Here is a 25,934-nt window from a genome sequence, read left to right on the forward strand (position 1 = left end):
GTTCAACCACTGACCGTCGGCCATTTTGTGCCATACAGGGGTGAGACTGATGTTTCCAACTTATAGGTCTCTGTTGGAGGATCAGTTTGAACATTGATGAATGGCTAGCTTGATCTCAATTCTTTTTAAACAATTATGACAAGCAAGCTGGTCTCTGCTTGTTTGTCAGTTAATTCAGTTCTTGACTCGGCTCACATACCAGAGCCGATAATTTAAAAGTCGTTTGACTCTACGGCGGTCGGCAGCGAAGCGGAGGATTTGAATCTGGAGAAGCGCCAGCGATCGTAAGATCAAATCATTCGCGCAGCGCCTACCCATCAGCCGTAACTCACAACGCTTTTACTCCCCTAACCCTATATTAAAAGGAGAATGTCATCATGATTGATCCAAATGTAAAACATGATTTAAGAGAAATAGGCAAGAAACTAACAAACCTTAGGGGGTCTCTTTGACTTAGATCTCAAACAGGAAATGATCTCAAACTTTGAGGAAAAGATGGCTGCGCCTGATTTTTGGGATGATAACGATAAAGCTCAAGCCGTGATCGCGGAAATGAACGCGGTTAAGTCTTCTGTAGACAGCTATGAACAGCTCCGTCAGGAATATGAGGATGCGGGGATGATGGCTGAGCTAGCTGATGAGGAAGGCGACGAAACACTGGCTGGAGAAATTGAAAATAGTATCAGATCTTTGCTGAGCAAGCTTCAAGAGTTTGAACTCCAATTGCTTTTGAATCAGCCATATGACAAGCTTAATGCCATTTTGGAGTTGCATCCGGGGGCAGGTGGAACCGAGTCGCAGGACTGGGGTCAAATGCTGCTACGGATGTATACACGCTGGGCAGAAAAACGCGGTTTTAAGGTAGAAACGCTGGATTACCTTGCGGGTGATGAAGCAGGGATCAAAAGTGTAACGCTGCTGATCAAGGGCTATAATGCTTATGGCTACCTCAAAGCAGAAAAAGGCGTGCATCGTCTCGTTCGCATTTCTCCATTTGATTCCTCGGGTCGTCGGCATACGTCGTTCGTATCCTGCGATGTCGTACCGGAAATTGCGGATGATGTGGACGTTGAGATCCGGACAGAGGATCTTAAAATTGATACGTACCGGGCCAGCGGTGCAGGTGGTCAGCATATTAATACGACCGACTCAGCCGTTCGAATTACGCATCTTCCTTCCGGCATTGTTGTAACTTGTCAAAATGAACGCTCCCAGATCAAGAACCGTGAGCAGGCAATGACGATGCTCCGTTCCAAGCTCTACGAGCGTAAGATCGAAGAGCAGCGTCAGCAATTGGACGAAATCCGCGGAGAACAGTCCGATATTGCATGGGGAAGTCAAATTCGCTCCTACGTGTTCCATCCATACAGCATGGTTAAGGATCATCGTACTAGCGTGGAAACTGGCAACGTAGGAGCTGTCATGGATGGCGATCTCGATCCGTTCATCGATGGTTACCTGCGCAGCCAAATTAAGCTGGACGCAGAATAATAGCCTGTACGTTTTCCTACAGTCTGCAGACCATGTGCCTGCGGACTGTAGGAATTTTTGTGTAACGGTATTTTTAACTAAAGGAGAACACGAATGATGTCTCAATTGAATCCCCCCGCTGCCCGCCGAAGACGCCGCAAGCCTCTGATTGCCGCCAGCGGACCCGCACGCAACGTGACCGACATTTTGCTGATTATACTCGGCTCTTTCATTACAGCGCTGACCTTTAACATGTTCTTGCTTCCAAACCGGATTGCATCCGGGGGTGTATCGGGCTTGTCTATCTTGGGTGAGGACCTGTTTGGCCTGGAACCAGCCTATACGCAGTGGGGAATGAATATTCCGTTATTTATAGCAGGGGTACTGCTGTTAGGGAAAAAATACGGGTTGCGTTCCCTGCTGGGAAGTATTATGCTGCCGCTATTCGTTTATGTCACGAAGGACTGGGCAGTTCCGACAACAAATCCGTTGCTGGCTTCGCTATATGGTGGAATCGGAGTAGGATTGGGTTTGGGCACTGTATTTCGGGGCAGGGGCTCGACGGGTGGACTGGCTATTTTGGCGCAGATTATTCAAAAGTATACGGGCTTTAGTCTTTCTCTCTGTGTCATGTTGATGGATGGCACGGTGATTACACTGGCTGGTTTCGCCCTCTCGCCGGAACGTGCGCTGTATGCGTTGATTGGCTTGTTTGTAACTGGTAAGGTCATTGATGCTGTGGAAATGGGACTGAGCTACTCCAAAGTAGCTTACATCATATCCAATCAGAAAGAAACGATCACGCAGGCTATTTTGCAGGATTTGGACCGAGGATTGACAGAGCTGGCAGGGCGGGGCGGTTACACGAACGAAGAACGTCCTGTTCTTATGGTTGTAGTCGGACAAAACGAGGTAACTCGCCTCAAGACGCTCGTCCGCTTGGTAGACCCGGAAGCTTTTGTGATTATTAGTAATACTCGTGAGGTATTGGGTGAAGGGTTTAAGAAGGAAAGCTAAAACAAAAGGGCCTGTCTGGAGGTATGCTCTTAACTGAATTAATGTAGGAGAGCAGGAGAGCCTACTAATTAGGCTCCTCTCTTCAGAATGGCTTTCCTAGATTCCTTTTACTAATCGTTCAAGCCAATTTGCCGTTTGTCCTTGATTGAAATACGAGGTTGGCGTTCCTCTTACCCCTGTTTTAACCATAAATAGACCGCCTGCTAATGGTTGATCGGCACTATCATTATCTTGAGCAGTCGTAATATATAACTCATCCAGATGTTCACCGCCAAAAGCACACGAAGTCACACAATTGACGGGGAGTGACACCTCAGCAATCACTTCTCCATGAGCAGGATGGATACGGGAGACACGTTTACCACCCCATCGCGCGACCCACAACATGCCCTCTGCATCGATTGTCATGCCATCTGGATACCCTTCACTTTCATCCAATCTAGCCACCAGTTGCTTATTCCTAATCGTGCCTTGTGCCACATCGTAATCGAAGGAGACGACCTCCAATGTTGGAGTATCAATGTAATACATTGTACGATGATCTGCGCTCCAGGCTAATCCATTAGATATGGAAGCTTTATCAACCAGTAAGGAGACATTGCCTTTTGTGCTCAGACTATACAATGCTCCTTGCGCGTGTTCGCCATTTAGGCTCATTGTTCCTGCTAAAAAACGTCCTGTAGGATCGCATTTTCCATCATTAAAACGATTACCTAGTTTACCTTCCTCAGGATCATGGATCAATACTTTGGCCCCTGTCTCAATATCCAAACAATATAGACCGCTAATCAGCGCTACGATCACTTTATTTTTGAGATAAGGTACAACTGTACCAATGTGTTCACCAACCTCTATTATACGATTTGTGCACGTAGAAGGATCGTAGATATGCAATTGGAAGCCTTCAATATCGACCCAAAATAAACGTTGAAACCGCTGATCCCAGCTGGGGCCCTCGCCTAACTTTGCTTTAGCATCTATAACGATATTTGCTGTATATGTTTCGATGTGTAGCACCCCTAACGTTTAAGTTTATTTTCGACCCCAATTATCCGCTTCAGCGGCTCCTCTGCGCAGATTCACTAGATGCAGCCCATGTGACTCCCTTCATGTTCAACAAGTTCATAAAGTGCAGCAAACGGCCAATCGAGATGAATACCAATATATGAGATAATTTAAAGGGAATATCCCCCCCTTTTCTTTATGCAAAACGGCAGACTGTATTCAAGAGACTCTCTGTCTATTTTTTATTTCCTTTATTATAGCTCGTACAGCTTGTCCGTCAAAAGAATAGACAAGAGCGCATATTTTAAATTTGGAGGAATAACATGACATGAGGTGTTGTATTTATATGAATAGAGTCGTATAATAATACATATTTCATAGGAACGGAATGGAGGAAGGTCTGTGAGCGGCAAGTTAAAAGTGGCAATTGTCGGTTCCACCGGGTATGGCGGGGTGGAGCTGATTCGTTTTTTGGTTCATCATCCGCGAGTAGATATTGTATCTGTTATTTCTTCGTCCAGCGCGGGTGTCCCAATCAGTGACGGGTTTCCACATCTGACGGACATTGTGGTGCAGGATTTGGACGGAGTCGAAGTCCACGAAATTGCTGCCAAGGCCGATCTGGTTTTCACTGCTACGCCATCGGGCGTTAGTACCAAGTTAGTGCCGCAGCTTCTTGATGCCGGACTGAAAGTCATTGACCTTTCCGGGGACTTCAGGCTTCGAAGCGGGGAAACGTATGAAGCATGGTATAAAAAGCCTGCGGCTTCACCCGAGTATCTCAAGCAAGCGGTATACGGACTCAGTGAGGTGTATGCAGAAAAGCTGGCGGGCGTTTCTTTTATTTCAAATCCAGGCTGTTATCCGACCGCAACATTGCTGGGGATTATTCCTGCGCTGAAAGCGGATTGGATTGACCATCGGTCGCTGATTGTGGATGCCAAATCCGGTGTATCCGGCTCGGGTAGGGGAACAAGTCTTGTTTCGCATTATGCGGAAATGAACGAGAATTTCAAGGCTTATAAGGTGAATAAGCACCAGCACATCCCTGAGATCGAACAGGTACTGGGTGATATTGCGGGCGAGGACGTTACGATTACGTTTACGACACAACTTGTTCCCATGACCCGAGGAATTATGAGTACAATTTATGTCACGCTAAAGGGTGACCATACAGATCAGGATCTTATCGGGTTATACCGGGATTATTATAAAGGGCATCCTTTTGTCCGGGTACGTGGCGAAGGTATATGGCCAGCAACGAAGGAAGTATTGGGTTCGAATTACTGCGACATCGGTTTTGCAGCAGATGCCCGAACCGGGCGTCTTACGATTATTTCTGTCATTGATAATGTTGTGAAGGGTGCCGCTGGACAGGCGATTCAGAATTTAAATTTGATGATGGGATGGGAGGAGAACCTCGGGCTGGGCTTCATACCGGTATATCCGTAAGTAGCAAGTAACCGCAACAAGATGCAGGAAACGTCAGCGAGCGGAATTTCGAATACAGGCAGCTGCCATTCATCGAATATGTTGCGAACGAGGGCACATAATTATGGGCAAAGTAGAGTTTACAGTAGTAAACGGGGGTAACATCGTAACTCCGCGTGGCTTTACAGCCGGGGGATTACACTGCGGACTAAAAAATACGAACCGCAACGATATGGGCGCGATTCGTTGCGAGGTAGAGGCGACAGCTGCTGCGGTGTACACCACCAATGTGTTTCAGGCTGCACCGCTGAAGGTGACCCGCGAGAGCTTGGCAGATGGTCGATTGCAGGCAGTAGTGGTGAACAGCGGGAACGCCAATGCCTGTACGGGACAGCAAGGGGAGCAGGATGCCTACGCTATGCGTTCGGCTGCGGCTCGTGAACTGGGTGTTGCTGAGAGCAATGTAGCCGTCGCCTCGACGGGCGTGATCGGCGAGCATTTGAAAATGGATCGTGTGCTTGGCGGAATATCCTCCTTACCTGACCGTATGAACGGGGCAAACGATGGAGCGGAGCAATTTACCCAAGCCATTCTGACAACGGATTTGGTTAAAAAGGAAGCATGTGTGGCGGTTGAGGTGGACGGTGTGACCGTAAACATCGCCGGGGCGGCCAAGGGATCGGGCATGATACATCCGAATATGGCAACGATGCTCGCTTTTATGACCTGTGATGCAGTGATCGGACAGACGGCGCTTCATCAACTATTAAAGCAGGCAACGGATACCAGCTTTAATATGATTACGGTGGATGGGGATACGAGCACGAACGATATGCTAATCGCCATGGCGAGCGGACTGGCTGGCAACCGTGAGCTGCACGTAGGGCATCCCGATTGGGACGCTTTTGCCGAGGCGTTCACCTATATCTGCCGAGAGCTGGCGAAGGCAATTGCTCGCGATGGAGAGGGTGCTACGAAGCTGGTAGAGGTGTCTGTAAGCGGAGCGGTAAGCGATGCGTCCGCCCAAGCGATAGCCAAGACAGTGGTGGGGTCCAGTCTGGTCAAGTCAGCCGTTTTCGGAGCAGATGCGAATTGGGGACGGATTATTGCGGCCGTAGGGCGTGCCGGAGAACCTGTTAATCCAGATACGGTAGATATTCGCTTGGGTGATATTGTTGTGCTAAGCCAATCGAGTCCGGTCGCTTTTGACGAAGAAGAGGCGCTAGCCTATTTGCGGGGAGATACGGTGCAAATTATTGTTGATTTGCAACACGGGAACGGAATCGCTACAGCGTGGGGCTGTGACCTAACCTATGATTATGTGCGGATTAACGCTGCTTATCGGACATAGGTACCAGAATAAAATACGGATTGAATAAGGATAGTAGTTGTTAGAAGCAACGAGCGGATGTAAGCCCAGCATCATTTAAAAATGGCACGGATATGCAGAGAAGAAAAGGAGAGATGATATGCAATCGGCAGTGGAACACGCGGATCAAGCGAATCATGCGGGAGTGGCACGTCGTAATTTTGTGATGAAATGCGGAGGAAGTACGCTGGCTGCGTTACCTGATTCCTTTTTTGAAGATTTGGCGCGTTTGCAGTCGGAAGGTCTTCAACCTGTCATTGTACATGGCGGTGGCCCTGCGATTTCCGACAACTTGGCGAAGCTGGGGATCGAAACGGAGTTTATTCATGGATTACGCAAAACGACCGAACCTGTGTTGGATGTCGTGGAAATGGTACTGGCAGGCAGCATTAACAAGCAGATTGTACGTAGAATAGGGATGCATGGGGGCCGAGCGTTGGGGTTGTCAGGCAGTGATGGCTATTTAATCGAAGCCAAGCCTGTGTCGAATGCCGCTGAGGTCGGTTGGGTCGGAGAGGTAACATCCGTTCAAGCCTCGATTATTACAGGTGTACTGGATATGGACTATATGCCTGTTATTGCACCCATCGGGATTGATCGATCGGGTCAGCGTTACAACATTAATGCGGATACAGCGGCGGGTGCGGTAGCCTCTCATCTGGGGGTCAGTCGGATGATCGTCGTTACAGATGTACCAGGCATATTGAAGAAGTATGGCGGAGAAAAGAGAGTGCTGGACTCTATCACTGTACAGGAGATTGAGGATATGATCAGCACAGGTGAAATATACGGTGGTATGATCCCGAAAGTGAGAGCGGCTATTGCCTGTATCCACGGCAAAGTGAAGGAAGTCGTCATTGTGAACGGTAGCGAACCGCAGGTACTAAGCCGTGTGCTGGGCGGAGAATCGATTGGAACACGCATCGTGCGTATGCAGTAATTACAATATATAGCTTGACCTATATAACCAAACGATAAAGGAGCGTGAACATAATGAGTAAGGAACCGAATACGCTGGTGAGCGAGGAAATGCCAAGTACGGATGGAAGCGGAGTGCAAACGGAAAAGGTGTCGGCAAAAGCGCAGACAGAAAGCTCTCTTTTTCCAACCTATGCAAGATACCCGCTTACGCTGGTAAAAGGACAAGGAAGCTGGCTGTGGGATGATCAGGGCAAGCGTTATCTGGATTTCATGTCAGGCATTGCCGTTACCAATCTCGGCCATGCGCCTCAAGCAGTAGCTGAGCGATTGAAAAAACAGATCGATGAACTGTGGCATGTATCCAATCTGTTTCATATTCCGGGGCAAGAACGAGCCGCTGCCTTGCTGACAGCCAATAGCAGCGCGGATGCTGTGTTTTTCTGCAACAGCGGGGCCGAAGCGAATGAAGCTGCAATTAAGCTGGCGCGTCGTTACCACCAGAAGGTAAAGCAGACCGGTCGCTACGAAATCATTACGTTCACGCAATCCTTCCACGGACGGACGCTGGCAACCTTGACCGCTACGGGTCAGGATAAAGTTAAAGAGGGCTTTTTACCGCTTCCTGCCGGGTTCAAAAGTGTTCCGCTTCATGATCAGACGGCGCTTGAAGCAGCCATCAGTGAGCATACGGCGGCAATTATGCTGGAAATGGTGCAGGCCGAAGGCGGCATGTATCCGGTAGACCCTGCTTTCGTAGATGTGATCACAAAGTTGTGCCGCGAGCATGGTTTGCTGCTGATCATTGACGAGGTACAAACAGGTATGGGACGGACGGGCAAACTGTTTTCCTTTGAGCACTATGGTATAGAGCCGGATATCTTTACATTGGCGAAAGGACTGGGCAGTGGTTTCTCTGTGGGTGCGATGCTAGGCAAAGGATATTTGCGTGAAGCGTTCACAGCGGGCAGTCATGGTTCTACCTTTGGAGGTACGCCACTTGCTATGGCAGCGGTTCAAGCTACTATTGAAACGATTATTGATGACAAGCTACCAGAACGTGCAGCTGAGATGGGAGATTACCTTTTCCATAGTCTGCAAAAGCAGCTTGGAGATAGTCCTTTTGTAAAGGATATCCGTGGAAAAGGTCTGATGGTCGGTATTGAGTGTGCAGAACCGGTAGCGGAGCTTGTTTTGGCAGGACAGAAGAAGGGGATTCTGTTCATTACAGCAGGACCGAACGTGATTCGTCTGTTGCCTAACTTGTATGTAACGAAAGACGAAATAGATCAGGCTGTAACATTGATTGCTGAATTGATTCGGGAGCATGTGGCTTAGTGTAAAGGCCAAATCATCCTAGACTAGAGTGTAAAAGGAGACGATAGCATGAGCCAGGGCGGCGCACTGCAGCAGATGAATTTGAAGGGGCGGGACTTCCTGGAACTGGACGATTACTCTCCAGAGGAAATCCAGTATTTAATTGATCTCGCCATTGAAATTAAGCGTAAGCACAAAAACGGAGAAACCTATCAGCCGCTAAAAGGGAAAACGCTCGGACTGATTTTCGAAAAATCCTCTACACGTACACGGGTATCTTTCGAAGTCGGTATGTATCAATTGGGTGGGCATGCTCTTTTCCTCAGCAAAAATGACATTCAACTGGGACGCGGCGAACCGATTAGCGACATGGCTCAAGTCATGTCACGTTATCTAGATGGCATTATGATTCGTACCTTTGGGCACGATAATGTTGTAGAGTTGGCACGTTATGCGTCCGTTCCTGTGATCAATGGATTGAGTGATTTAGCTCATCCGTGCCAAGTGCTAGCTGATTATCAAACCTTGTATGAGCAAAAGGGTAAGCTAAAAGGGCTCAAATTGGCTTACATCGGAGACGGTAACAATATGGCTCATTCCCTCTTGATTGGGGGAGCGAAGCTTGGAGTGCATGTGTCCATCGCAAGTCCAGCTGGATACGAGCCTGACCCGAGTGTGGTCGCAGCTTCCCGTGAAATTGCCAAACAGACAGGTAGTGAGATCGTTATAACCCAAAGTCCGCAGGAAGCAGTACAAAATGCGGATGCGATCTACACAGATGTGTGGGCGAGCATGGGCTTTGAGGAAGAGCAGAAGGAGCGGGAGCTTGCTTTTGCCGACTTCCAGGTGAATGAGGAGCTGGTCAAGCTGGCGAAGCCGGATTATTTATTCCTGCACTGTCTCCCTGCGCATCGTGGGGAAGAAGTGAGCGCAGGCGTAATCGATGGTCCGAATTCGGTCATTTTTGATGAAGCGGAGAATCGTCTGCATGCGCAAAAAGCACTGTTAGTTGCTTTAATGGCATAAGATTGATAGGTATTGATAGGTAAAGAAGATAAAGGTAAGCAATCGGGGAGGACTTCAACAATGGCAAAAGAAAAAATCGTACTCGCATATTCCGGCGGTCTGGATACGTCGGTCATTCTGAAATGGCTCAAAGAAACTTATGATGCTGAAATCATCGCATTCACCGCAGATATCGGTCAAAAGGAAGAACTGGACGGTTTGGAGGAAAAAGCACTCGCTACGGGGGCCTCCAAAGTGTACATTGATGATCTGCGTGATGAATTCGCCAAGGATTTTATTTATCCGATGTTCCAGGCGGGTGCTTTATATGAAGGACAATATTTGCTCGGAACGAGTATTGCACGTCCATTGATCGCTAAGCGGATGGTCGATATTGCGATTGCCGAGGGAGCAACAGCCATTGCTCACGGGGCAACAGGCAAAGGTAACGATCAGGTACGCTTCGAGCTGAACGCGGCGGCGTTGACGCCGGATATCAAGGTGATCGCACCTTGGCGGCTGGAAGAGTTCCGCAATCAGTTCCCGGGCCGTGCAGAAATGATTGCCTATGCGGAAAAACACGATATTCCGGTAACTGCTTCTGCAGCCAAGCCATACTCCATGGACCGTAATCTGCTGCATATCAGCTATGAAAGCGGCGTGCTGGAGGACCCTTGGTTTGATCCAAGTGCTCCTGAAAATAAAGAAATGTTCTTGCTCAGCAACGCGCCTGAGGACGCTCCTGATGAAGCAGAATATTTGGAGTTGGAATTTGAAGCAGGTAATTGCGTCGCTTTGAACGGAGAACAGCTAAATCCACTGCAAGTGATGGAAAAACTGAATGAGCTGGGCGGCAAGCATGGTATCGGACGTGTGGATATGGTGGAGAACCGTTTTGTTGGTATGAAGAGTCGGGGAGTCTATGAGACGCCGGGCGGTACGATCCTGTTCACAGCTCACCGTAAAATGGAATCTATCACGATGGATCGCGAGGTTATGAATCTGCGTGATAGTCTGATTACCCGTTATGCTACCTTGGTTTACAACGGTTTCTGGTTCGCACCGGAACGTGTCGCTTTGCAGGCTCTGGTTCATGAGAGTCAGAAAAATGTCAGTGGTACCGTGCGCGTGAAGCTGTACAAAGGCAACATTATCGGTGCAGGCGTTAAAAGTCCGGTTAGCTTGTACAACCCGGACATCGCGACCATGGAAGCCGATCCGACACAAGCCTACGATCAAGGCGATGCAACAGGCTTTATCCGCTTGAATGCTCTGCGTTTGAAGGTCAACGCGGGCGTAACACAAAATCATAAATAATGATGTAACCTAAAAAATGTACGGGATGCGGGCCGTTCTTGTCCAAACGACGAGGGCGGCTTGTATTTGCAGAGAGGGGATCATGCAATGAGTAAGCTATGGGGCGGACGGTTTACGAAGCAAACGAACAAGCTGGTAGAGGAATATACGGCTTCTATCGGGTTTGATCAGGCGTTGGCGGAAGAAGATATTCAAGGCAGTTTGGCTCATGTGGCCATGCTGGGGAAATGTGGAATTATTCCGCAGGAGGATGCAGACACGATCAAGGAAGGACTACACACGGTCCTAGAGCGTATCCGCCGTGGGGAAATTGAATTTTCTGTTTCGGATGAGGATATTCACATGAATATCGAAAAAAATCTAATCGAGGCCATTGGTCCGGTCGGGGGTAAGCTGCACACTGGGCGTAGTCGTAACGATCAGGTAGCAACGGATATGCACTTGTATTTGCGCGGACGTGTGGTATCGCTGGTGGGTATGCTGCATGATGTACAAGCTGCATTAATCGGGCAGGCAAAGGATAATCTGGACACGATTGTACCTGGATACACACACTTGCAGCGTGCGCAGCCTATTTTATTTGCACATCATCTGCTGGCGTATGTGTCTATGCTGGAGCGTGATATTGACCGACTCAAAGACAGCTACAAGCGGATTAACGTGTTGCCGCTCGGTGCTGGCGCTTTGGCCGGGACCACTTTTCCGATCGACCGTCATTTTGTAGCCGAGCAACTGGGATTTGATGGCGTATATGAAAATAGCCTCGATGCCGTCAGCGACCGGGATTTTATCGTAGAGTTCCTGGCTGGCGCCTCGCTGATTATGACGCATTTGTCTCGTCTGAGCGAAGAATTGGTGCTATGGAGCAGCACGGAGTTTGGTTTTATCGAGCTGGATGATGCTTTTTGCACAGGCAGCAGCATTATGCCGCAGAAGAAAAACCCGGACGTGCCCGAGCTGGTACGTGGTAAAACCGGACGTGTCTATGGAAACCTCATGGGCTTGTTGACTGTACTGAAATCCTTGCCGCTGGCATACAACAAGGACATGCAGGAGGACAAGGAAGGGATGTTCGATACCGTTGCCACGCTGGAAGGAGCCTTGCAACTGTTCGCACCGATGATCGCCACGATGAAGGTGAACAAGGATCGCATGCGTCAAGCGGTCAACCAGGATTTCTCCAATGCAACTGATATTGCGGACTTTTTGGTCGGCAAAGGGCTTCCGTTCCGTCAGGCGCATGAGGTCATTGGCAAAACCGTGCTGTATTGCATCCATCATGGAAAATATTTGCTTGATCTGACACTGGACGAATTTCAGCAGTTTTCGGATCTGTTCGACGATCGTATTTATGAGGTGCTTCAACCAGAAGCGGTAGTTAATGCACGGAATGTATATGGCGGAACCGCTACTGGGCAGGTACAGGCAGCCATTGGGCGCAGTGAACAGCTCCTGGCGAATACATCAACATGGTTTGAAGGGCACAAGCCGAAAAATTAATCAGTAAAGAAAGATATTATTGTCTTGCACAGTAGCGGGATGCTGTGTAAAATCAGATTTTAAGGAATTAGCAATCTAGGTTTCAAAGGCACCGTTCGCGGTGTCTTTTGTGCTTTTTGAAGTATTTGTTTTATTCATGATCCCAATGATCATGAAATGCATAGATTTCCTGGAAGGGTATTTTTCATAGCATTTAATTTATAGTTCTAAATACCTAGTGATACGCTAGTGTGAAAGTTTCTAGAATTTACATTTTTGTATACTACGCCTACGATGATTATGGTAGAATAGCACTAAGTTTTTCAATGAATTACCAATTCAATAGGAAAAGAACTATATTCAATAAATAAATGTCAAGTTACTAGAGGCACTTTTGATTAGGCCAATTTCATAAATGTGTAAATGAAGGGCTTGAATGAGAACATAGGTATGTCCTGGTTTCGGGAGAACGGCAAGTAAAAGCTCTAAAGTAGCGACGTAGCTGAAGGCAGAGTCGGGATGATCCAGGGAGGTATTATGAGAACTAAAAGGACGGCGCGTCAGTTAAAGAGCGCTTGGATCGGTTATCGCGCTTCTGAAGCCGATCAACTGATATCTTCATTGCATGAGGAACGGGTGCAAGCGGAGGAGTTACTGCGTGAGGAGCGGGAACTTTTCCACGCGGCGCTGGAACGGAAAAAGCAGCGGGATGCGGAGTTAAAGCAGCTGCTTGCGGATGCGCTTGCGGAAGAGCGGCGCTGGATTGAAAGGGCGGGAATTCATGGGTGACAAGCTTAGGTGGCAGGTTGGAGGAGTTTCAATTCGCCAAACCAAGAGAAGAATAAAAGAAGAGCGTCAGCGAATCGAACAACTGCAACAACAGCTAGAGGCTCAGCGGTTAGAGCAGGCCCCGGTGCTGTACAAGCTTGATTTTCATATTGAAGAGTTGGAACGGCGACTTCAGGATACAGAACTTCGTATCCAGGCGATACAGAATGCCAATGATACAGCAGCAACTGTGGAACAATTGCTGGATGAAGGGTTACAGGATGGACAGGTGCAGGAGGCTCAAGTCCAATATGCATCTGGGCAGGAACAGGTAGCAGCAGGAACGGCTATGGGCGCTGCTTCCAGTATCCCTGGTACGGAAGGCGAAGAGGCCGCAACAGGAACGCAGAGCGGACGAAACGGCAAGGCCCGTCTAGGGGATCAACTGGTGGAGAACGGGATGATCACCCGCGATCAGCTGACAGATGCCATCCGTAACCAGAAGCGTTACGGTGGCAGGTTGGGCGATATTCTTGTAGAGATGGGCTTCATTACAGCCGAGCAGCTCCAAGAGCAGGTTGACGGCGACGAGTCCAAGGAGCGTCTAGGCGATATGCTGGTTCGTTCCGGCTATATATTACCGGAACAACTGGAGCGCGCACTGGAGTTCCAGGCGAAGAGCGGCGGGCTGCTCGGCGACATCTTGCTGTCATTGCAAATGCTGGAACCTGCGGATTTGTACCGCGCGATTGCTACACAGAACCGAATCGGGCGCATTGGTGAGGAGCTGGCGCTGGATGCGGCGTACAAACTACCCGAGCAAGTGGCAATGGCTTATGGCGTGGTCGTCATCCATCAGTATATGAACCGATATATTGTGGCGGTTAGCGATCCGTTGCCAGAAGAGCGACGCTTGAAGCTGGAGGAAATCCTGGGTATGCCGGTAGAGCAGGTGCTTGCTACGAAGGAAGAGATGGAGCAGCTCTGGGGTAAAATCTACGGTGAAGAAATGATGCAGGAGAGCACGACCGGTCTATTGGAAAAAGAACCGCACAATTCGGCGCGGACGACTTTTACAAAGGGACAACTTTGGGTGTTCGCAGCTATGGGTATGATTACACTGCTCGGTCTCTTGTGGAACAGTTGGAAAACGGTGTTGATCATCAATATGATGATTCAGCTGTTTTATTTTGCGATGACGCTATTTAAATTTGGCATTATTTATCTCGGTTCCCGGCGTGGGGCGCAGCTTCGTTTTACGAAGGAAGAGGTTGACGCCATGGATGAAAAGAAACTGCCGATCTATACCATTCTTGTACCTATGTATAAGGAGGCGGGCGTGCTTCCGATGTTGTTGCGGAATTTGGAGCAGCTGGATTATCCAAAGTCCAAGCTGGATGTGCGGCTGCTGATTGAAGAGGATGACATTGAGACGATCGAGCTACTTCGTGAAATGAAGCTGCCGGCCTATTACACGACACTGGTCGTTCCAGACGGTTTGCCGAAAACCAAGCCGAAGGCATGTAATTATGGACTTATTCGGGCACGTGGCGAGTTTGTCGTGATTTACGATGCTGAGGATCGTCCCGACGCTGATCAGCTTAAAAAGGTCATTGCAGCGTTCGATTCACTCCCTGAGCATTATGCATGTATTCAAGCGAAGCTCAACTACTTTAATAGTACACAAAATTTGCTGACCCGCTGGTTCACTCAAGAATACAGTATGTGGTTCGAGTTACTGCTGCCGGGTATTATGCAGTTAGATACCCCAATTCCTTTAGGCGGCACATCCAATCATTTTCGGGTATCTGTATTGAAAGATATTAATGCGTGGGACCCCTACAATGTAACCGAGGATGCCGATCTGGGCATACGTCTGTATAAAGGCGGCTACAAAACTGCTATTGTCGATTCCCGCACATGGGAGGAAGCTAACAGCCGCGTGGGCAACTGGATTCGTCAGCGGTCACGCTGGATCAAGGGGTATATGCAGACATGGCTGGTTCATATGCGCAATCCGGTTAAGCTGGTGCGCGAAGTGGGCTGGAAGGGCTTTTTCGGCTTTCAGGTGATGATTTTGGCAACTCCGATGTTGCCGTTGCTGAATCCGATTTTTTGGGGCTTGCTTATTTTATGGTTTGGCTGGGAATTATCCTTTATTCCCAAGCTGTTCCCGGGGTATGTGTATTACCTGGCCAGCGCGGAATTTTATATCGGTAACTTTCTGTTCGTATTCAGTAACGTGGCCGGAATGTATTGGGTCATCGGGGAACTGGAAGAGCGCGGTGAACGAACATTTTCATACGCGATGGTCAAATATGGGCTACTCTCGCCGTTATATTGGGTACTTATGAGTATAGCTGCGGTGAAAGCCGCTTGGCAGCTCATTACCAAGCCGTTCTATTGGGAGAAGACGACACATGGTCTGACCGATATGCACGATTTGGATGATACCCCGGCACAGTCCTCCTGAATATGAAGAAAGAAGGAGCAAGAATGGAGACAAAAACACCTTTTTTATCCGTCGTCATTCCCATGTACAATGAAAGCTCGCATCTCGAGCGTTCACTTAAGGTAATTGATGGGGTATTGTCTGTTGTCACCTCACGCTATGAGCTCATCATAGTAGATGATGGTTCCAAAGACGATACGTGGCTCAAGCTGTCCGGATTGTCCCGTCGTATGCCCTCTTTGCTCGCGCTCCGACTGAGTCGGAACTTCGGTAAGGAACTGGCGTTGTGTGCAGGTTTGGAAAATGCCTCTGGCGATGCAATCATTGTCATGGACGGTGATTTGCAGCATCCTCCTGAAATGATTGGTGAAATGGTACGTTTATGGCAAAATGAAGGTTATGATTTGGTCGAATGTGTGAAAGAATTTCGGGGAGAAGAGTCGGTGGGCAAAAAGCTCGGAGCTTCTTTGTTCTACGCGACCCTGAACCGCTTGACGGGCTTTAATCTCAAGGATGCCTCTGATTATAAGCTACTGGATCGACGAGTGGTGGATGCCTGGATGGCGATGCCAGAGCGGATGCCGTTTTTCCGCGGGATGACGGCCTGGCTAGGTTTCCGTAAAACCCAGATTTCATTCCGGGTGGCTCCACGCGAAGAGGGGCCAAGCCGCTGGAGTCCGTTAGGGCTGACTCGACTGGCAGCAGAAGCGATCGTTTCGTTTTCGACAGTACCGTTGCGGGTAGTAAGTCTGATGGGCCTCATTTTTATGCTGATTTCAGTCGTATTGGGGATTCAGACCTTAATGCGCAAATTAACGGGTGATGCTGTGACCGGTTTTACCACTGTCATTTTGCTGCTCTTGATTATTGGCAGTGTACTCATGCTGTCAATTGGTGTGGTAGGAGAATATATTGCCGCCATATATCACGAAGTCAAAGCTAGGCCTCGCTATCTGATAGCAGATAAACGGGCGAATGCTGACCGATTGTGGGTGGACAGGGAGTTTAATCAACATGATCAGACGTTCATATCTAAAGTATCCAATCATTAAATACGGTATTGTGGGGCTGCTGGGTACAGGTATCCATGTTGGTGTGCTTGTGTTGCTGGTGGAGTTGTTTACGGTACCAGCAGTAACGGCTACTACAATCGGATTCGTGGTTACATTGCTCGTTTCGTATGTGCTGAACCGAAACTGGACGTTCGAGCCTACCGGCGAGGGAAGCCGCACCCAGTTTCTTAAATATTTATTGGTCTGTACCTGTGGCTTGCTCTTAAATGCCGCTCTGATGTACGTGACCATTCACTGGATCGGTTGGTCGTATCTGATCGGTGAAGTACTAACTACCATCATCGTGCCTGTTCATAATTATATCTGGAACCGTTACTGGATCTTCTCCGTTCCGCAACAGCGTCAGAAAGAGGTTTCATGATTTTAAGAAAACACGGAAAATTGCTATCATTGTTTGCTTGTATTACTACTCTTGAACTGGCCGTGGGTGTGTATTTTGCATGGCATCTTGGCTATATGCATACCGATGCGCTCAGTCGAGTGGCTAATGCATTTTATGTGCTGTACAGTCGTGACCCACACTTGGGTGCTATCGGGTTTGTATGGAATCCGCTGCCCAGTTTGATGGAACTGATAGTGCTGTTGTTTTATCCTTTATTTCCGGTACTCGCTTCCCACGGGCTGGCGGCAGTGATTGTGAGTAGCCTGTTTGCAGGGGCGAGCGCGGCATTATTGTATGCGACGGGCAAACAGTTGGGGCTTCACGGTGCAACCAGCTTGCTGATTGCGCTGTTATTTTCACTGAATCCATTTATGTTTTTGTTTGGCTTCAACGGCTTGAGTGACTCGCCATATATCTTTTTCATCCTGCTGACAGTGAGTCGATTTTGTATGTGGTTGAAGGATCGCAAGGCGGCGCATCTGATCGTATCCGGTTTTGCGCTTGCATTGGCTTTTTGGGTTCGCTATGAAGCAGTTCCGCTGGGTATTGCGATGGCTTTGGGTGTATTGCTGACGATCTTTTTTCTGCATCGGTGGCGTACAAACAGAGAGAGGGTTAGAACGGAATTGTCTTTAAAAGAGCGCCTGTACAAGGTGGAGGCGACATGGCTTCTATTGTTGCTACCGCTTGTCTTTTCCGGTCTGCTTTGGCTCTTTTTCAACTGGATTATCATGGGCGATCCGCTTTACTTTTTACGCTCGCAATATTCCAATTCCACACAATCAGTGGTTTTGTTGGAAGATCAACGCTTTGTGGCCATGTTTGCCCACCCTGTGCTGATGCTAAAGTTTATCGGGCAACGAACCTTATGGTATGCTGCTCCGTTGATTGCGATTTTGCTCATACGACTATTGGACAAACGTCTGTTGAGTTGGAGCACGTTAACGCTACTGGCCATTTTTTTATCGGTGCCTGGACTTCAGCTTTTGCTGATGCTCAAGCAGTCTTCTTTTGGCTGGTTCCGATATTTTATGTATGTATTCCCGATTACAGTTGCCTGGTTGCCGTATGAGCTAAGTTTATTGAAGGGAAAAATGAGGGGGATCGGAATCTCTCTGGTAACAGCAGGAATGTTGGTAACAGCAGGTTTGTTATCCTACGCACTGACGAACCCCGCGATTGCAGCGGATGAACACAGCTATTTGACGCATAGTGGCAATGAAAGCTACGAACGGCAAATTATTGAGCGGAAAATAGCGCCGTGGCTGGATGAGCATTATGGTTCATCCCTCATTTTGACAGATTCCTATGCCGCCTATCCGATTATTTTGAGTAGTAAAATTCCAAAGAAATTTATGATTACGAGTGATTTTGACTTTGGGGAATCTTTAATGGATCTGCCTGCTTCCAAGGTGGATTATGTCTTGGTCACGCGCTTGGTGGATGGGGTACCGCTGGATCAGGTGAACCGGAACTATCCTGATTTGTTCGAAAAGGGAGCGCCGTGGGCCTCGTTGGTACATGACTTTGACGGTCAGTGGCGACTGTACAAAATAGAGCATGCAGAATCGAAATAATTATGATATTTTAGTGCATCGTAGCGGAGGAAAGCATACAGCTGTAGGGTGTGAGTAGGCTACAGCTGTATCACCGCAAGAAGTTTGAGGGGGAACGAGAGGAATGTCCTTTCGCAAATGGTCTGCAAGCAGATGGATGGCTATAGGTCTGTTTGTATTTATACTTGCATTGGAACTGTCTGCGGGCATCTATTTCAGCTATGTTCTGGGATATATGCACACAGACGCGCTCAGTCGCGTAGCTAATGCATTTTATGTGTTGTACAGCCGGGACCCGCATCTGGGCGCAATCGGATTTATCTGGAATCCACTACCCAGTCTTCTGGAAATGGTGATTCTACTGCTGTATCCAATCTTTCCGGCATTAGCCACCTATGGATTGGCTGCTGTCATTCTTAGTGCTACCTTTGCTGCTTTGACCGCTATGTTGCTGTATCGGGCGGGGGTCAGAACAGGGCTTAGCTCACGGATGAGCATCATGCTGGCACTGTTGTATGCACTGAATCCGTTTATTTTACTGTTTGGTGCCAATGGGCTGAGCGATTCGCTATACATATACTTCATTATGATGACGGTGATTGAGTTTGCATTGTGGCTCAAGGATCGCATGACGGCAAGTCTTATTGTTTCTGGATTAGCGCTTGCCATGGCGTTCTGGACTCGCTATGAAGCGGTTCCTCTGGGCGTGGCAATGGCGGGTGGAGTGGTATTGGCGATCATGTTTCTTCATCGGAACATGGGCAGACGTGAACTGGCCTTGCGAGAAAAACTGCACAAGGTAGAGGCAACTTGGTTACTGCTTCTGCTCCCCGTGGTCTTTTCCGGGCTGTTGTGGATTTTCTTTAACTATCTCATTATGGGGAATGCTTTTTATTTCCTGAATTCGGAGTATTCGAACACGGCCCAATCGGCAGAGCTGCTGAATGATGATAAGTTTGTAGAGATTTTCTCCAATCCGCTGGTGGCCTTGAAATTTATTGCTTCCAAAACACTCTGGTATTCGGTACCGTTGTTTGCTATTCTGTTCATTCGTCTGTTGAGTGGACGCTTGTTCCGATGGGGAACATTGATTATTTTGCTGCTGTTCCTGTCAGTGCCAGGGTTGCAATTTTTACTCATGATGAAGCAATCTTCGTACGGATGGTTTCGTTATTTTATGTACGTGTTCCCAATTACCGTAGCCTGGTTGCCCTATGAGCTGAGCCAGCTTCAGGGACGATGGCGGAGGGCAGCCTTTGGCCTGGTGTCCGTCAGTCTGCTGCTTACCGCTGGATTACTTTCCTATGCATTGACTCGCCCGGATATTGCACCGGATGAGAACAGCTTTCTCACACGAACGGGGAATGTGAACTATGTGAGACAGGAGTCAGATCGTAAGATTGCCGTCTGGTTGGATGAGCATCTGCCGAAGTCTACCATTATGACCGATTCGGCTTCAGCCTACACCATGATTGTCTACAGCCAATATCCAAAACGCTTCCTGATTACCAGTGATTATTTGTTCAATAAGGCATTAAGTTATCCGCAGGATAACCATGTGGATTATATCCTTGTACCTAAGATCATGTCAGGCATGCCACTGAGTAAAATCAATATGGTATATCCGAATTTATATGAAAAAGGCGCTCCTTGGGTCCAGCTTGAACGTGAGTTTAACGGTGAGTGGCGCTTGTACAAGGTGCTACCCAAGTCACTAACTAAAGGATCTCCATCGACGGAGACCACGACAAATCCCTAATGTGCATAAAAATCCCCGAGCCTATCCCTTCGCCATGGTGCGATGAGGGAAGCTGCGGGGATTTTTTAACCTGTTTAGTGCTCTTTGAGCGGTAGCCACGCCAGTACATCCTGAATTTTCGCGTCCCAGTATCCCCATTCATGAGCTCCAGGACCTTCTTCGTAGGTCAGCGGAACTCCGGCAGTATTACATGTTTCACGAAAATCCTGATTTCCCTTATATAGGAAATCCTCCGTGCCGCAGCATTGGTAGAGCCGGGGAAGTGAGGTTCCCAAGGCAGCATGACGTTGTAACAGTTCCAGCAAATCGTGATCCGTTCCACGTATTTCATCTGGACCAAAAATGTTAAGCCATTCCGCTGGATTCATCGCATTTTGCATAGGATCGGTGCGTGATGCGTGTAAATCCATGACTCCCGAAAGGCTGGCAGCGGCTGCAAAACGCTCTGGATGCCGGAGCGCCAGTTTGAAAGCACCATATCCACCCATAGAAAGCCCGGCTACAAAATTATCTTCACGCTTGTCGGACAGAGGAAAGAATGAACGTGCCAAAGCTGGCAATTCTTCACTGATAAAGGTCCAATAAGCCGCGCCTTGCTCCATATTCGTATAGAAGCTCCGATGTACCTGGGGCATGACGACAGCTAGGCCCAATGAGGCGACATAGCGTTCAATGGAGGTTCGACGTAACCAGGTTGAATCATCGTCCGATAGTCCATGCAGTAAATACAGCGTCGGATGTGGCCCGGTTCCTTGCTTGCCTTCCAGTCCAATCTGCGAACGGGTTGCCTGAGGAAGAATAACATTCATGGATGTGCTCAGACCAAGAACTTCAGAATAAAACTGACATTGAATAAGAGCCATAAGAAGACCTCTTTTCCTAGGGTTTTGTGACCTCATTGCGGTGTTTCAGCATATGACCGAGTATTCATTCAGTATACCTTAGCCTGTCTAAATATACATATCCAAGTGAATAACTAGGTATTAAGTCCCGTTTCTTATTTATCCTACATTAGGAGGGGGAATGGTTATATGGGACGATTTTTTTAATTTGGGGGTTATTTGGGTTTGATTTCTGGTAAAGTGTTTAAAAAAGAATGATGAATCCAATCAGAGGAGGAATTTATAGCATGGGAAAAAAGTTAAGAAATACAGTTACAGGTGTATTGAGTACAGGTCTTATTCTTAGCGCATTCAGCGCAGCGGCAGCTGCTCCTCAAACTACAAGTGGTCATTGGGCTGGAGATCAGGTGCAACGCTGGTCAGCCACAGGACAATTGGACGGCGCGGTGAAACCAGATGCGGCAATCACACGTGCAGAGTTTATTGTTCTTCTGAATCGCAGCTTGGGTACGTTCACGCAGGATACTCCAGCTGTGACTGACGTAACGTATGCGGACAGTGTAAAAGTAAACGGTAATGGAAGCAGAACGTTCACAGATGTACCAGCTTCTCACTGGGCATACAACGAGCTGACAAGTGCCGTGAATGCAGGTTACATAAGCGGCTATGCAGATAACAAGCTCAAACCAAATGGTAAGGTAACACGTCAAGAGGCTGCGGCTATCGTAGGCAAAGCTATTGGACTCACTGCCGGTAACGCAGCAGATGTTACTAAATTCATTGACTCCGACAAAATTGGAGCTTGGGCGAAGAAAAGTGTAGCTGCAGCTGCGGAGCAAAAAATCATCAACGGTTATCCAGATGGTAAATTCCAGCCACTGAAGTCGCTGACTCGTGCAGAGGCGATTGCTATTCTGGACGCTGCTTCCGGTTACAACCTGAGCCCTGTTGATAATCTGACGACGACTCCTGGTGGAACGGTGACGGATTCCACATACGGCAACGTGACAGATTCCACTTATGGTAACACGTCGACTACTTCTGGCAGCGAAACAGAAGATAGCAGCACAAGTACCAGCACAGATAGCACGACTACGGACAACTCTACAACCATAGATACCAACACAGATACTGACACAGATACTGACACAACTACGGATACGACTACAGAAAGCACTACAGACACAGCTGCTGACGCGGTTGCAACTACGAAAGCACTGAAAGTCAACGATGTGTATGACGGAGAAGGTACAATTACGGGGACAGCTAAAGCAGGTTCCACAGTAACCGCCTATTCCAACGAACTGCCTATCGGTAGTGCAGTAGCCAAAGATGATGGCACATTTAGTATCAGTGTGCTTGCTCAAAAAGCAACGGTTAGGCTGGTAATCAAAGCTGAAGATGCAGACGGTAACGAAAGTGAGCCTGTAGAAATTTCTGTTTTGGGTAAACGCAGCGAGTAATTTATAGCTAAAATCCCCCTTTCACTCTGCCTGGAACAAGTCCAGCCGACAGTGGAAGGGGGATTTTTCGTTTATTCGCTTATACCGTCCTCGACAATAGATTTCTCGGGTTCATGTGTTTGTGGCTCAGACGATGTGCCACCGCCATAACTAGCTATAATGCGTTGCTGCGCTCGATACGTATCGCGGCTGATTCGGGTGCGATCTACAGTTTTTCCGTCTACCTTTTTTACCCGGAATGTTTCTACCACATACCCTTCTTTGCCTTGCCGAAGTACTTGATAGAAGCCGGGAGAAAGTGAGTCATTACGGAGTCTCTTCTCCGGTATGGGAAGTATGCGAACCGTATGGGATTCCAGTTCATACGAAACATTGGACGGAAATGTACCAAAAAATTTAACAGTAAGCGTTCGGTTTTGGACAGCCGCACGAAGTAGTAAATGCTTGCCTGTATTGTTTCTAAAACGAAAATTAATGGACCCTGTAGCAAAAGTCGCATCCTGACCTTTGGGCAGGTAGCTGACCGGCAAGGAATGGTTGCGGCGCTCAACAATGTCCAAACCGACTCGCAGTGCTGCATTATACACCGTGCTGGATACCTGACAAATCCCGCCGCCTATGCCGGACTCCAACTGACCGTTCACGATCACTGGAGCTTCACGAAAGCCATGAGTGCGCTCGGCCTTGGCAATCAATTGACCGTAGTCGAATATGTCGCCTGGCTTGAGAATTAAACCATCAACGGTGCTTGCCGCTGAATTAACGTTATACACGCGTCCTTCCGAGCTACTGCCGAGACTGGTGGAGAATTGAACGATTTTGCGCTCAATCCCTTCGTTCCGTAGACTGTCCACCGAAATTTTCGGTTCCAGCTGACGGAAAGGTAATTCCACTCGTACTGGCTCTTCCGAATCGGTAAAATCCTTGGGCAGCGCCTTATCTAGTGCGGCGTCCAATCTGGGCCAATCCAGGCGTCGGGCAGAACGCCCCGGAATATAACGAACCTGATCATTCCCGTCAATCTGACGCACAGCATTGATAGGCATGCCGTATCGTTGCTCCTCCCAATCGACTCCGAATCGGGCCCTTAATATCTCCTCCTGTCGGAAAGATGTGATAGACCATTCCTTTTCGAAGCTAAAACGTGTCTGCACACGAGTCCATAGATGCTCCGAGCTGAGTGACTTCACGGCATTCCGAAATGCCTCCGCTTTATAATGAATTCCTGCTTCCCCGAGTGTAAGTTTTATATCCTGTGCACTGCTGTCACTGTCCGTCAGAAGCAGTCCACGTTGCTTCAATGTATCCAATTTTTTATCCACCAGCCGAAGAGCGGCTGTGTGATCCATGCTTCCTACGTTCATTCCTCCGACCCTCACTCCCTCCGGCAGCGTTTGTCTGTCGGCGTACAGATGAAGTCCTCCCCACAACATGGCCAGCGCCAGAACACCAGACCATATCCAAATGACAGATAAATGAATTTTTTTCATAATGCAGATGTCTCCTGTCTGATAAGCTTGATAGCGATTCGTGTGCCATAATATTCATATATATGTGCCAAAAGCAGAAAACTTTCGGTACTATTTAGGTAACAAATTTGTTACAATGATAAACGGTATGATGAAATAGAGAAGTTTTTAAAGGAAATGCATGGAATATGTCGAATGGATATTAGGTTATGCGTAATATGATTAAGCAGCGGGAAGTGATCGAGTGATTGAAATGCAGGATGTGTGGAAGACCTATACTAACGGAACCCACGCACTTCAAGGAGTATCGGTCAGAATTGACCGTAATGAATTTGTATACGTAGTCGGCCCGTCTGGAGCGGGGAAATCGACTTTTATGAAGCTTATTTATAGAGAAGAAGTACCTACCAAGGGGCAAATTTCAGTCAATGGTTTTAATATCGGGAAGCTCAAGCAGCGTAAAATTCCCTACGTTCGTCGTAACATCGGAGTCATTTTTCAGGATTTCCGGCTTTTGCCGCGTTTGACGGCTTATGAGAATGTGGCTTTTGCTATGGAAGTTATTGAAGCTCCTAAGAAGCTGATTCGCAAACGGGTACCAGAAGTGCTTGAACTGGTTGGCTTGAAAACAAAAATGAATCGTGAGCCTGCCCAACTTTCCGGTGGGGAGCAACAGCGTGTAGCAATTGCACGGGCGATCGTGAACAATCCTTCCGTGATCATTGCCGATGAACCTACGGGTAATCTGGACCCCGAAACATCGTGGGAGATCATGCAGTTGCTGGACGAAATTAATTTTCGGGGCACGACTATTGTAATGGCGACCCACAATAAGGACATCGTGAACTCCATGCGTAAACGTGTAATTGCCATTGAAAATGGCAACATCGTAAGGGATCAGGTAAGAGGGGAGTACGGATATGACTTTTAACACCTTCTTACGTCATGTGCGGGAAGGTTTCAAAAACATATTCCGCAATGGCTGGATGTCCGTGGCATCCGTCACCTCGATTATTGTGTCATTACTTATATTGGGCGTATTTATCATGCTGGTGCTCAATGTCAATTCCCTGGCTGATCAGGCAGATAGTCAGGTGGAGGTTAACGTATTTCTGGAGCTAAATGTAGAGCAGAACATGCGCGAAACACTGCAAAAGGAAATTGCGGCGATGCCGGAAATCAGCAAAACGACCTTTGTGACTAAAGCTCAGGGTTTGGAGGAGCTGCGCAAAGATCTGGGAGACAGCGGCAAGGAGCTGCTGGAGGGTTTTGATAAGGACAGCAATCCGTTACCGGACAAAATTGTAGTAGAAGTTATTGAACCAACAACGGTTCCATTTGTGGCCGAAAAGATTGAGAAGCTGAATACGTTGCATCCAGAGAAGCCGATTTTAAAGGTTCGTTATGGAAAAGGCACCGTAGAGACACTCTTTACAATTACGAAGCTTATTCGTAATGTAGGCTTTATATTCGTCGCCGGACTGGCGATCATGTCCATGTTCCTTATCTCGAATACGATTCGAGTGACCATATTGGCACGACGCAGAGAGATTGGCATTATGAAGCTGGTCGGTGCGACCAACTTTTTTATACGCTGGCCGTTTTTTATCGAAGGCGCGCTTATTGGTCTTATTGGTTCCCTTATTACTGTAGGTATTTTATTTACTGGCTATCAGCGTTTGCTGACCGCCGTTCAGGGCGATATAGCTCTGAATATGTTGAAGCTTATGCCACTTGAAGGCATTTGGATTCAGTTGAGTGCATTGCTGATTATTTTGGGTATGCTGGTCGGAATTGTTGGCAGTACCCTGTCCATGCGCAAGTTCTTAAAAGTATAAAGAA

General features: G+C 48.0%; 21 protein-coding genes. 18 read left to right on the plus strand and 3 right to left on the minus strand.

The annotated features are described in order from the left end of the window. Positions 1-377 precede the first annotated feature (377 nt). Positions 378-1,491 (plus strand): peptide chain release factor 2 gene (gene prfB / locus GRP75_RS02210; RefSeq protein ID WP_103744773.1). Its coding sequence is split into 2 segments (ribosomal slippage): positions 378-449 and positions 451-1,491, totalling 1,113 coding nucleotides; the frame shifts between segments, so codons are not numbered across the junction. A 96-nt stretch (positions 1,492-1,587) separates the two neighbouring features. Next, positions 1,588-2,487, plus strand: coding sequence for a YitT family protein (locus GRP75_RS02215; protein WP_023990638.1), 900 nt, complete (start codon positions 1,588-1,590; stop codon positions 2,485-2,487). A gap of 96 nt (positions 2,488-2,583) precedes the next feature. Here GRP75_RS02215 and GRP75_RS02220 read toward each other — a convergent pair whose 3' ends face one another. After that, positions 2,584-3,504 (minus strand): SMP-30/gluconolactonase/LRE family protein, encoded by a 921-nt coding sequence (locus GRP75_RS02220; RefSeq protein WP_160788507.1) that lies wholly within the window; start codon positions 3,502-3,504, stop codon positions 2,584-2,586. 390 nt (positions 3,505-3,894) lie between these two features. Between GRP75_RS02220 and argC the strand changes: the two genes are divergently transcribed. The 13 genes from argC (at position 3,895) to GRP75_RS02285 (ending at position 20,318) form a co-directional block, all read left to right on the plus strand. After that, on the plus strand, positions 3,895-4,944 hold the full coding sequence (gene argC, locus GRP75_RS02225) for an N-acetyl-gamma-glutamyl-phosphate reductase (protein ID WP_160788508.1): 1,050 nt from the start codon (positions 3,895-3,897) through the stop codon (positions 4,942-4,944). Between the two features lie 103 nt (positions 4,945-5,047). Continuing rightward, a complete protein-coding gene (gene argJ, locus GRP75_RS02230) occupies positions 5,048-6,274 on the plus strand; it encodes a bifunctional glutamate N-acetyltransferase/amino-acid acetyltransferase ArgJ (RefSeq protein ID WP_160788509.1) in 1,227 nt (408 codons plus the stop codon). A gap of 118 nt (positions 6,275-6,392) precedes the next feature. After that, complete coding sequence (gene argB / locus GRP75_RS02235; RefSeq protein ID WP_025723996.1) at positions 6,393-7,232, plus strand: acetylglutamate kinase; 840 nt, start codon at positions 6,393-6,395, stop codon at positions 7,230-7,232. Positions 7,233-7,285: 53 nt separating this feature from the next. Beyond that, positions 7,286-8,548 (plus strand): acetylornithine transaminase, encoded by a 1,263-nt coding sequence (locus GRP75_RS02240; protein ID WP_023990633.1) that lies wholly within the window; start codon positions 7,286-7,288, stop codon positions 8,546-8,548. A gap of 48 nt (positions 8,549-8,596) precedes the next feature. Further along, positions 8,597-9,553, plus strand: a complete 957-nt coding sequence (argF, locus tag GRP75_RS02245) for an ornithine carbamoyltransferase (protein WP_071558148.1) — start codon at positions 8,597-8,599, stop codon at positions 9,551-9,553. Positions 9,554-9,613: 60 nt separating this feature from the next. Further along, positions 9,614-10,849 (plus strand): argininosuccinate synthase, encoded by a 1,236-nt coding sequence (locus GRP75_RS02250; RefSeq protein ID WP_013312249.1) that lies wholly within the window; start codon positions 9,614-9,616, stop codon positions 10,847-10,849. An 87-nt stretch (positions 10,850-10,936) separates the two neighbouring features. Beyond that, positions 10,937-12,349 (plus strand): argininosuccinate lyase, encoded by a 1,413-nt coding sequence (argH, locus tag GRP75_RS02255; protein WP_160788510.1) that lies wholly within the window; start codon positions 10,937-10,939, stop codon positions 12,347-12,349. A 516-nt stretch (positions 12,350-12,865) separates the two neighbouring features. Beyond that, complete coding sequence (locus tag GRP75_RS02260; protein ID WP_069292030.1) at positions 12,866-13,117, plus strand: hypothetical protein; 252 nt, start codon at positions 12,866-12,868, stop codon at positions 13,115-13,117. Beyond that, positions 13,110-15,569 (plus strand): cyclic di-GMP-binding domain-containing protein, MshE-related, encoded by a 2,460-nt coding sequence (locus GRP75_RS02265; RefSeq protein WP_160788511.1) that lies wholly within the window; start codon positions 13,110-13,112, stop codon positions 15,567-15,569. Before GRP75_RS02260 ends, GRP75_RS02265 begins: the two co-directional genes overlap by 8 nt. Before the next feature lie 23 nt (positions 15,570-15,592). After that, positions 15,593-16,600: a glycosyltransferase family 2 protein gene (locus GRP75_RS02270; protein WP_160788512.1), complete on the plus strand. Its 1,008-nt coding sequence runs from the start codon at positions 15,593-15,595 to the stop codon at positions 16,598-16,600. Beyond that, a complete protein-coding gene (locus GRP75_RS02275) occupies positions 16,563-16,982 on the plus strand; it encodes a GtrA family protein (protein WP_023990626.1) in 420 nt (139 codons plus the stop codon). The genes GRP75_RS02270 and GRP75_RS02275 overlap by 38 nt, the downstream gene beginning before the upstream one ends. Then, positions 16,979-18,580 (plus strand): ArnT family glycosyltransferase, encoded by a 1,602-nt coding sequence (locus GRP75_RS02280; RefSeq protein WP_160788513.1) that lies wholly within the window; start codon positions 16,979-16,981, stop codon positions 18,578-18,580. Before GRP75_RS02275 ends, GRP75_RS02280 begins: the two co-directional genes overlap by 4 nt. A 103-nt stretch (positions 18,581-18,683) precedes the next feature. Next, a complete protein-coding gene (locus tag GRP75_RS02285; protein WP_075154842.1) occupies positions 18,684-20,318 on the plus strand; it encodes a glycosyltransferase family 39 protein in 1,635 nt (544 codons plus the stop codon). A gap of 74 nt (positions 20,319-20,392) precedes the next feature. On the opposite strand, the gene GRP75_RS02290 is transcribed toward GRP75_RS02285, so the two are convergent. Next, entirely contained in the window at positions 20,393-21,181 is a 789-nt protein-coding gene (locus tag GRP75_RS02290) for an alpha/beta hydrolase (protein WP_160788514.1), read from the minus strand. Positions 21,182-21,447: 266 nt separating this feature from the next. Between GRP75_RS02290 and GRP75_RS02295 the strand changes: the two genes are divergently transcribed. Continuing rightward, positions 21,448-22,623 carry an S-layer homology domain-containing protein gene (locus GRP75_RS02295; RefSeq protein WP_160788515.1) on the plus strand — a complete coding sequence of 392 codons (1,176 nt, stop codon included), beginning with the start codon at positions 21,448-21,450 and terminating at the stop codon, positions 22,621-22,623. 71 nt (positions 22,624-22,694) lie between these two features. On the opposite strand, the gene GRP75_RS02300 is transcribed toward GRP75_RS02295, so the two are convergent. After that, positions 22,695-24,113: a VanW family protein gene (locus GRP75_RS02300; protein WP_160788516.1), complete on the minus strand. Its 1,419-nt coding sequence runs from the start codon at positions 24,111-24,113 to the stop codon at positions 22,695-22,697. Between the two features lie 223 nt (positions 24,114-24,336). Here GRP75_RS02300 and ftsE point away from each other — a divergent pair, with 223 nt between their 5' ends. Next, a complete protein-coding gene (ftsE, locus tag GRP75_RS02305; RefSeq protein ID WP_023990620.1) occupies positions 24,337-25,023 on the plus strand; it encodes a cell division ATP-binding protein FtsE in 687 nt (228 codons plus the stop codon). Next, positions 25,013-25,930 (plus strand): permease-like cell division protein FtsX, encoded by a 918-nt coding sequence (ftsX, locus tag GRP75_RS02310; RefSeq protein WP_013312238.1) that lies wholly within the window; start codon positions 25,013-25,015, stop codon positions 25,928-25,930. The genes ftsE and ftsX overlap by 11 nt, the downstream gene beginning before the upstream one ends. Positions 25,931-25,934: the final 4 nt, after the last annotated feature.

The organism is Paenibacillus sp. OT2-17, from assembly GCF_009827695.1.
Classification (GTDB): Bacteria; Bacillota; Bacilli; order Paenibacillales; family Paenibacillaceae; genus Paenibacillus; species Paenibacillus polymyxa_B.

Excerpts from the sequence above, each read along its gene's own strand:
- GRP75_RS02215 (WP_023990638.1), top strand. The coding sequence starts at position 1,588 with ATGTCTCAATTGAATCCCCCCGCTGCCCGCCGAAGACGCCGCAAGCCT.
- argJ (WP_160788509.1), top strand. The coding sequence starts at position 5,048 with ATGGGCAAAGTAGAGTTTACAGTAGTAAACGGGGGTAACATCGTAACT.
- argB (WP_025723996.1), top strand. The coding sequence starts at position 6,393 with ATGCAATCGGCAGTGGAACACGCGGATCAAGCGAATCATGCGGGAGTG.
- GRP75_RS02240 (WP_023990633.1), top strand. The coding sequence starts at position 7,286 with ATGAGTAAGGAACCGAATACGCTGGTGAGCGAGGAAATGCCAAGTACG.
- argF (WP_071558148.1), top strand. The coding sequence starts at position 8,597 with ATGAGCCAGGGCGGCGCACTGCAGCAGATGAATTTGAAGGGGCGGGAC.
- GRP75_RS02250 (WP_013312249.1), top strand. The coding sequence starts at position 9,614 with ATGGCAAAAGAAAAAATCGTACTCGCATATTCCGGCGGTCTGGATACG.
- argH (WP_160788510.1), top strand. The coding sequence starts at position 10,937 with ATGAGTAAGCTATGGGGCGGACGGTTTACGAAGCAAACGAACAAGCTG.
- GRP75_RS02260 (WP_069292030.1), top strand. The coding sequence starts at position 12,866 with ATGAGAACTAAAAGGACGGCGCGTCAGTTAAAGAGCGCTTGGATCGGT.
- GRP75_RS02265 (WP_160788511.1), top strand. The coding sequence starts at position 13,110 with ATGGGTGACAAGCTTAGGTGGCAGGTTGGAGGAGTTTCAATTCGCCAA.
- GRP75_RS02270 (WP_160788512.1), top strand. The coding sequence starts at position 15,593 with ATGGAGACAAAAACACCTTTTTTATCCGTCGTCATTCCCATGTACAAT.
- GRP75_RS02275 (WP_023990626.1), top strand. The coding sequence starts at position 16,563 with ATGATCAGACGTTCATATCTAAAGTATCCAATCATTAAATACGGTATT.
- GRP75_RS02280 (WP_160788513.1), top strand. The coding sequence starts at position 16,979 with ATGATTTTAAGAAAACACGGAAAATTGCTATCATTGTTTGCTTGTATT.
- GRP75_RS02285 (WP_075154842.1), top strand. The coding sequence starts at position 18,684 with ATGTCCTTTCGCAAATGGTCTGCAAGCAGATGGATGGCTATAGGTCTG.
- GRP75_RS02290 (WP_160788514.1), bottom strand. The coding sequence starts at position 21,181 with ATGGCTCTTATTCAATGTCAGTTTTATTCTGAAGTTCTTGGTCTGAGC.
- GRP75_RS02295 (WP_160788515.1), top strand. The coding sequence starts at position 21,448 with ATGGGAAAAAAGTTAAGAAATACAGTTACAGGTGTATTGAGTACAGGT.
- GRP75_RS02300 (WP_160788516.1), bottom strand. The coding sequence starts at position 24,113 with ATGAAAAAAATTCATTTATCTGTCATTTGGATATGGTCTGGTGTTCTG.
- ftsX (WP_013312238.1), top strand. The coding sequence starts at position 25,013 with ATGACTTTTAACACCTTCTTACGTCATGTGCGGGAAGGTTTCAAAAAC.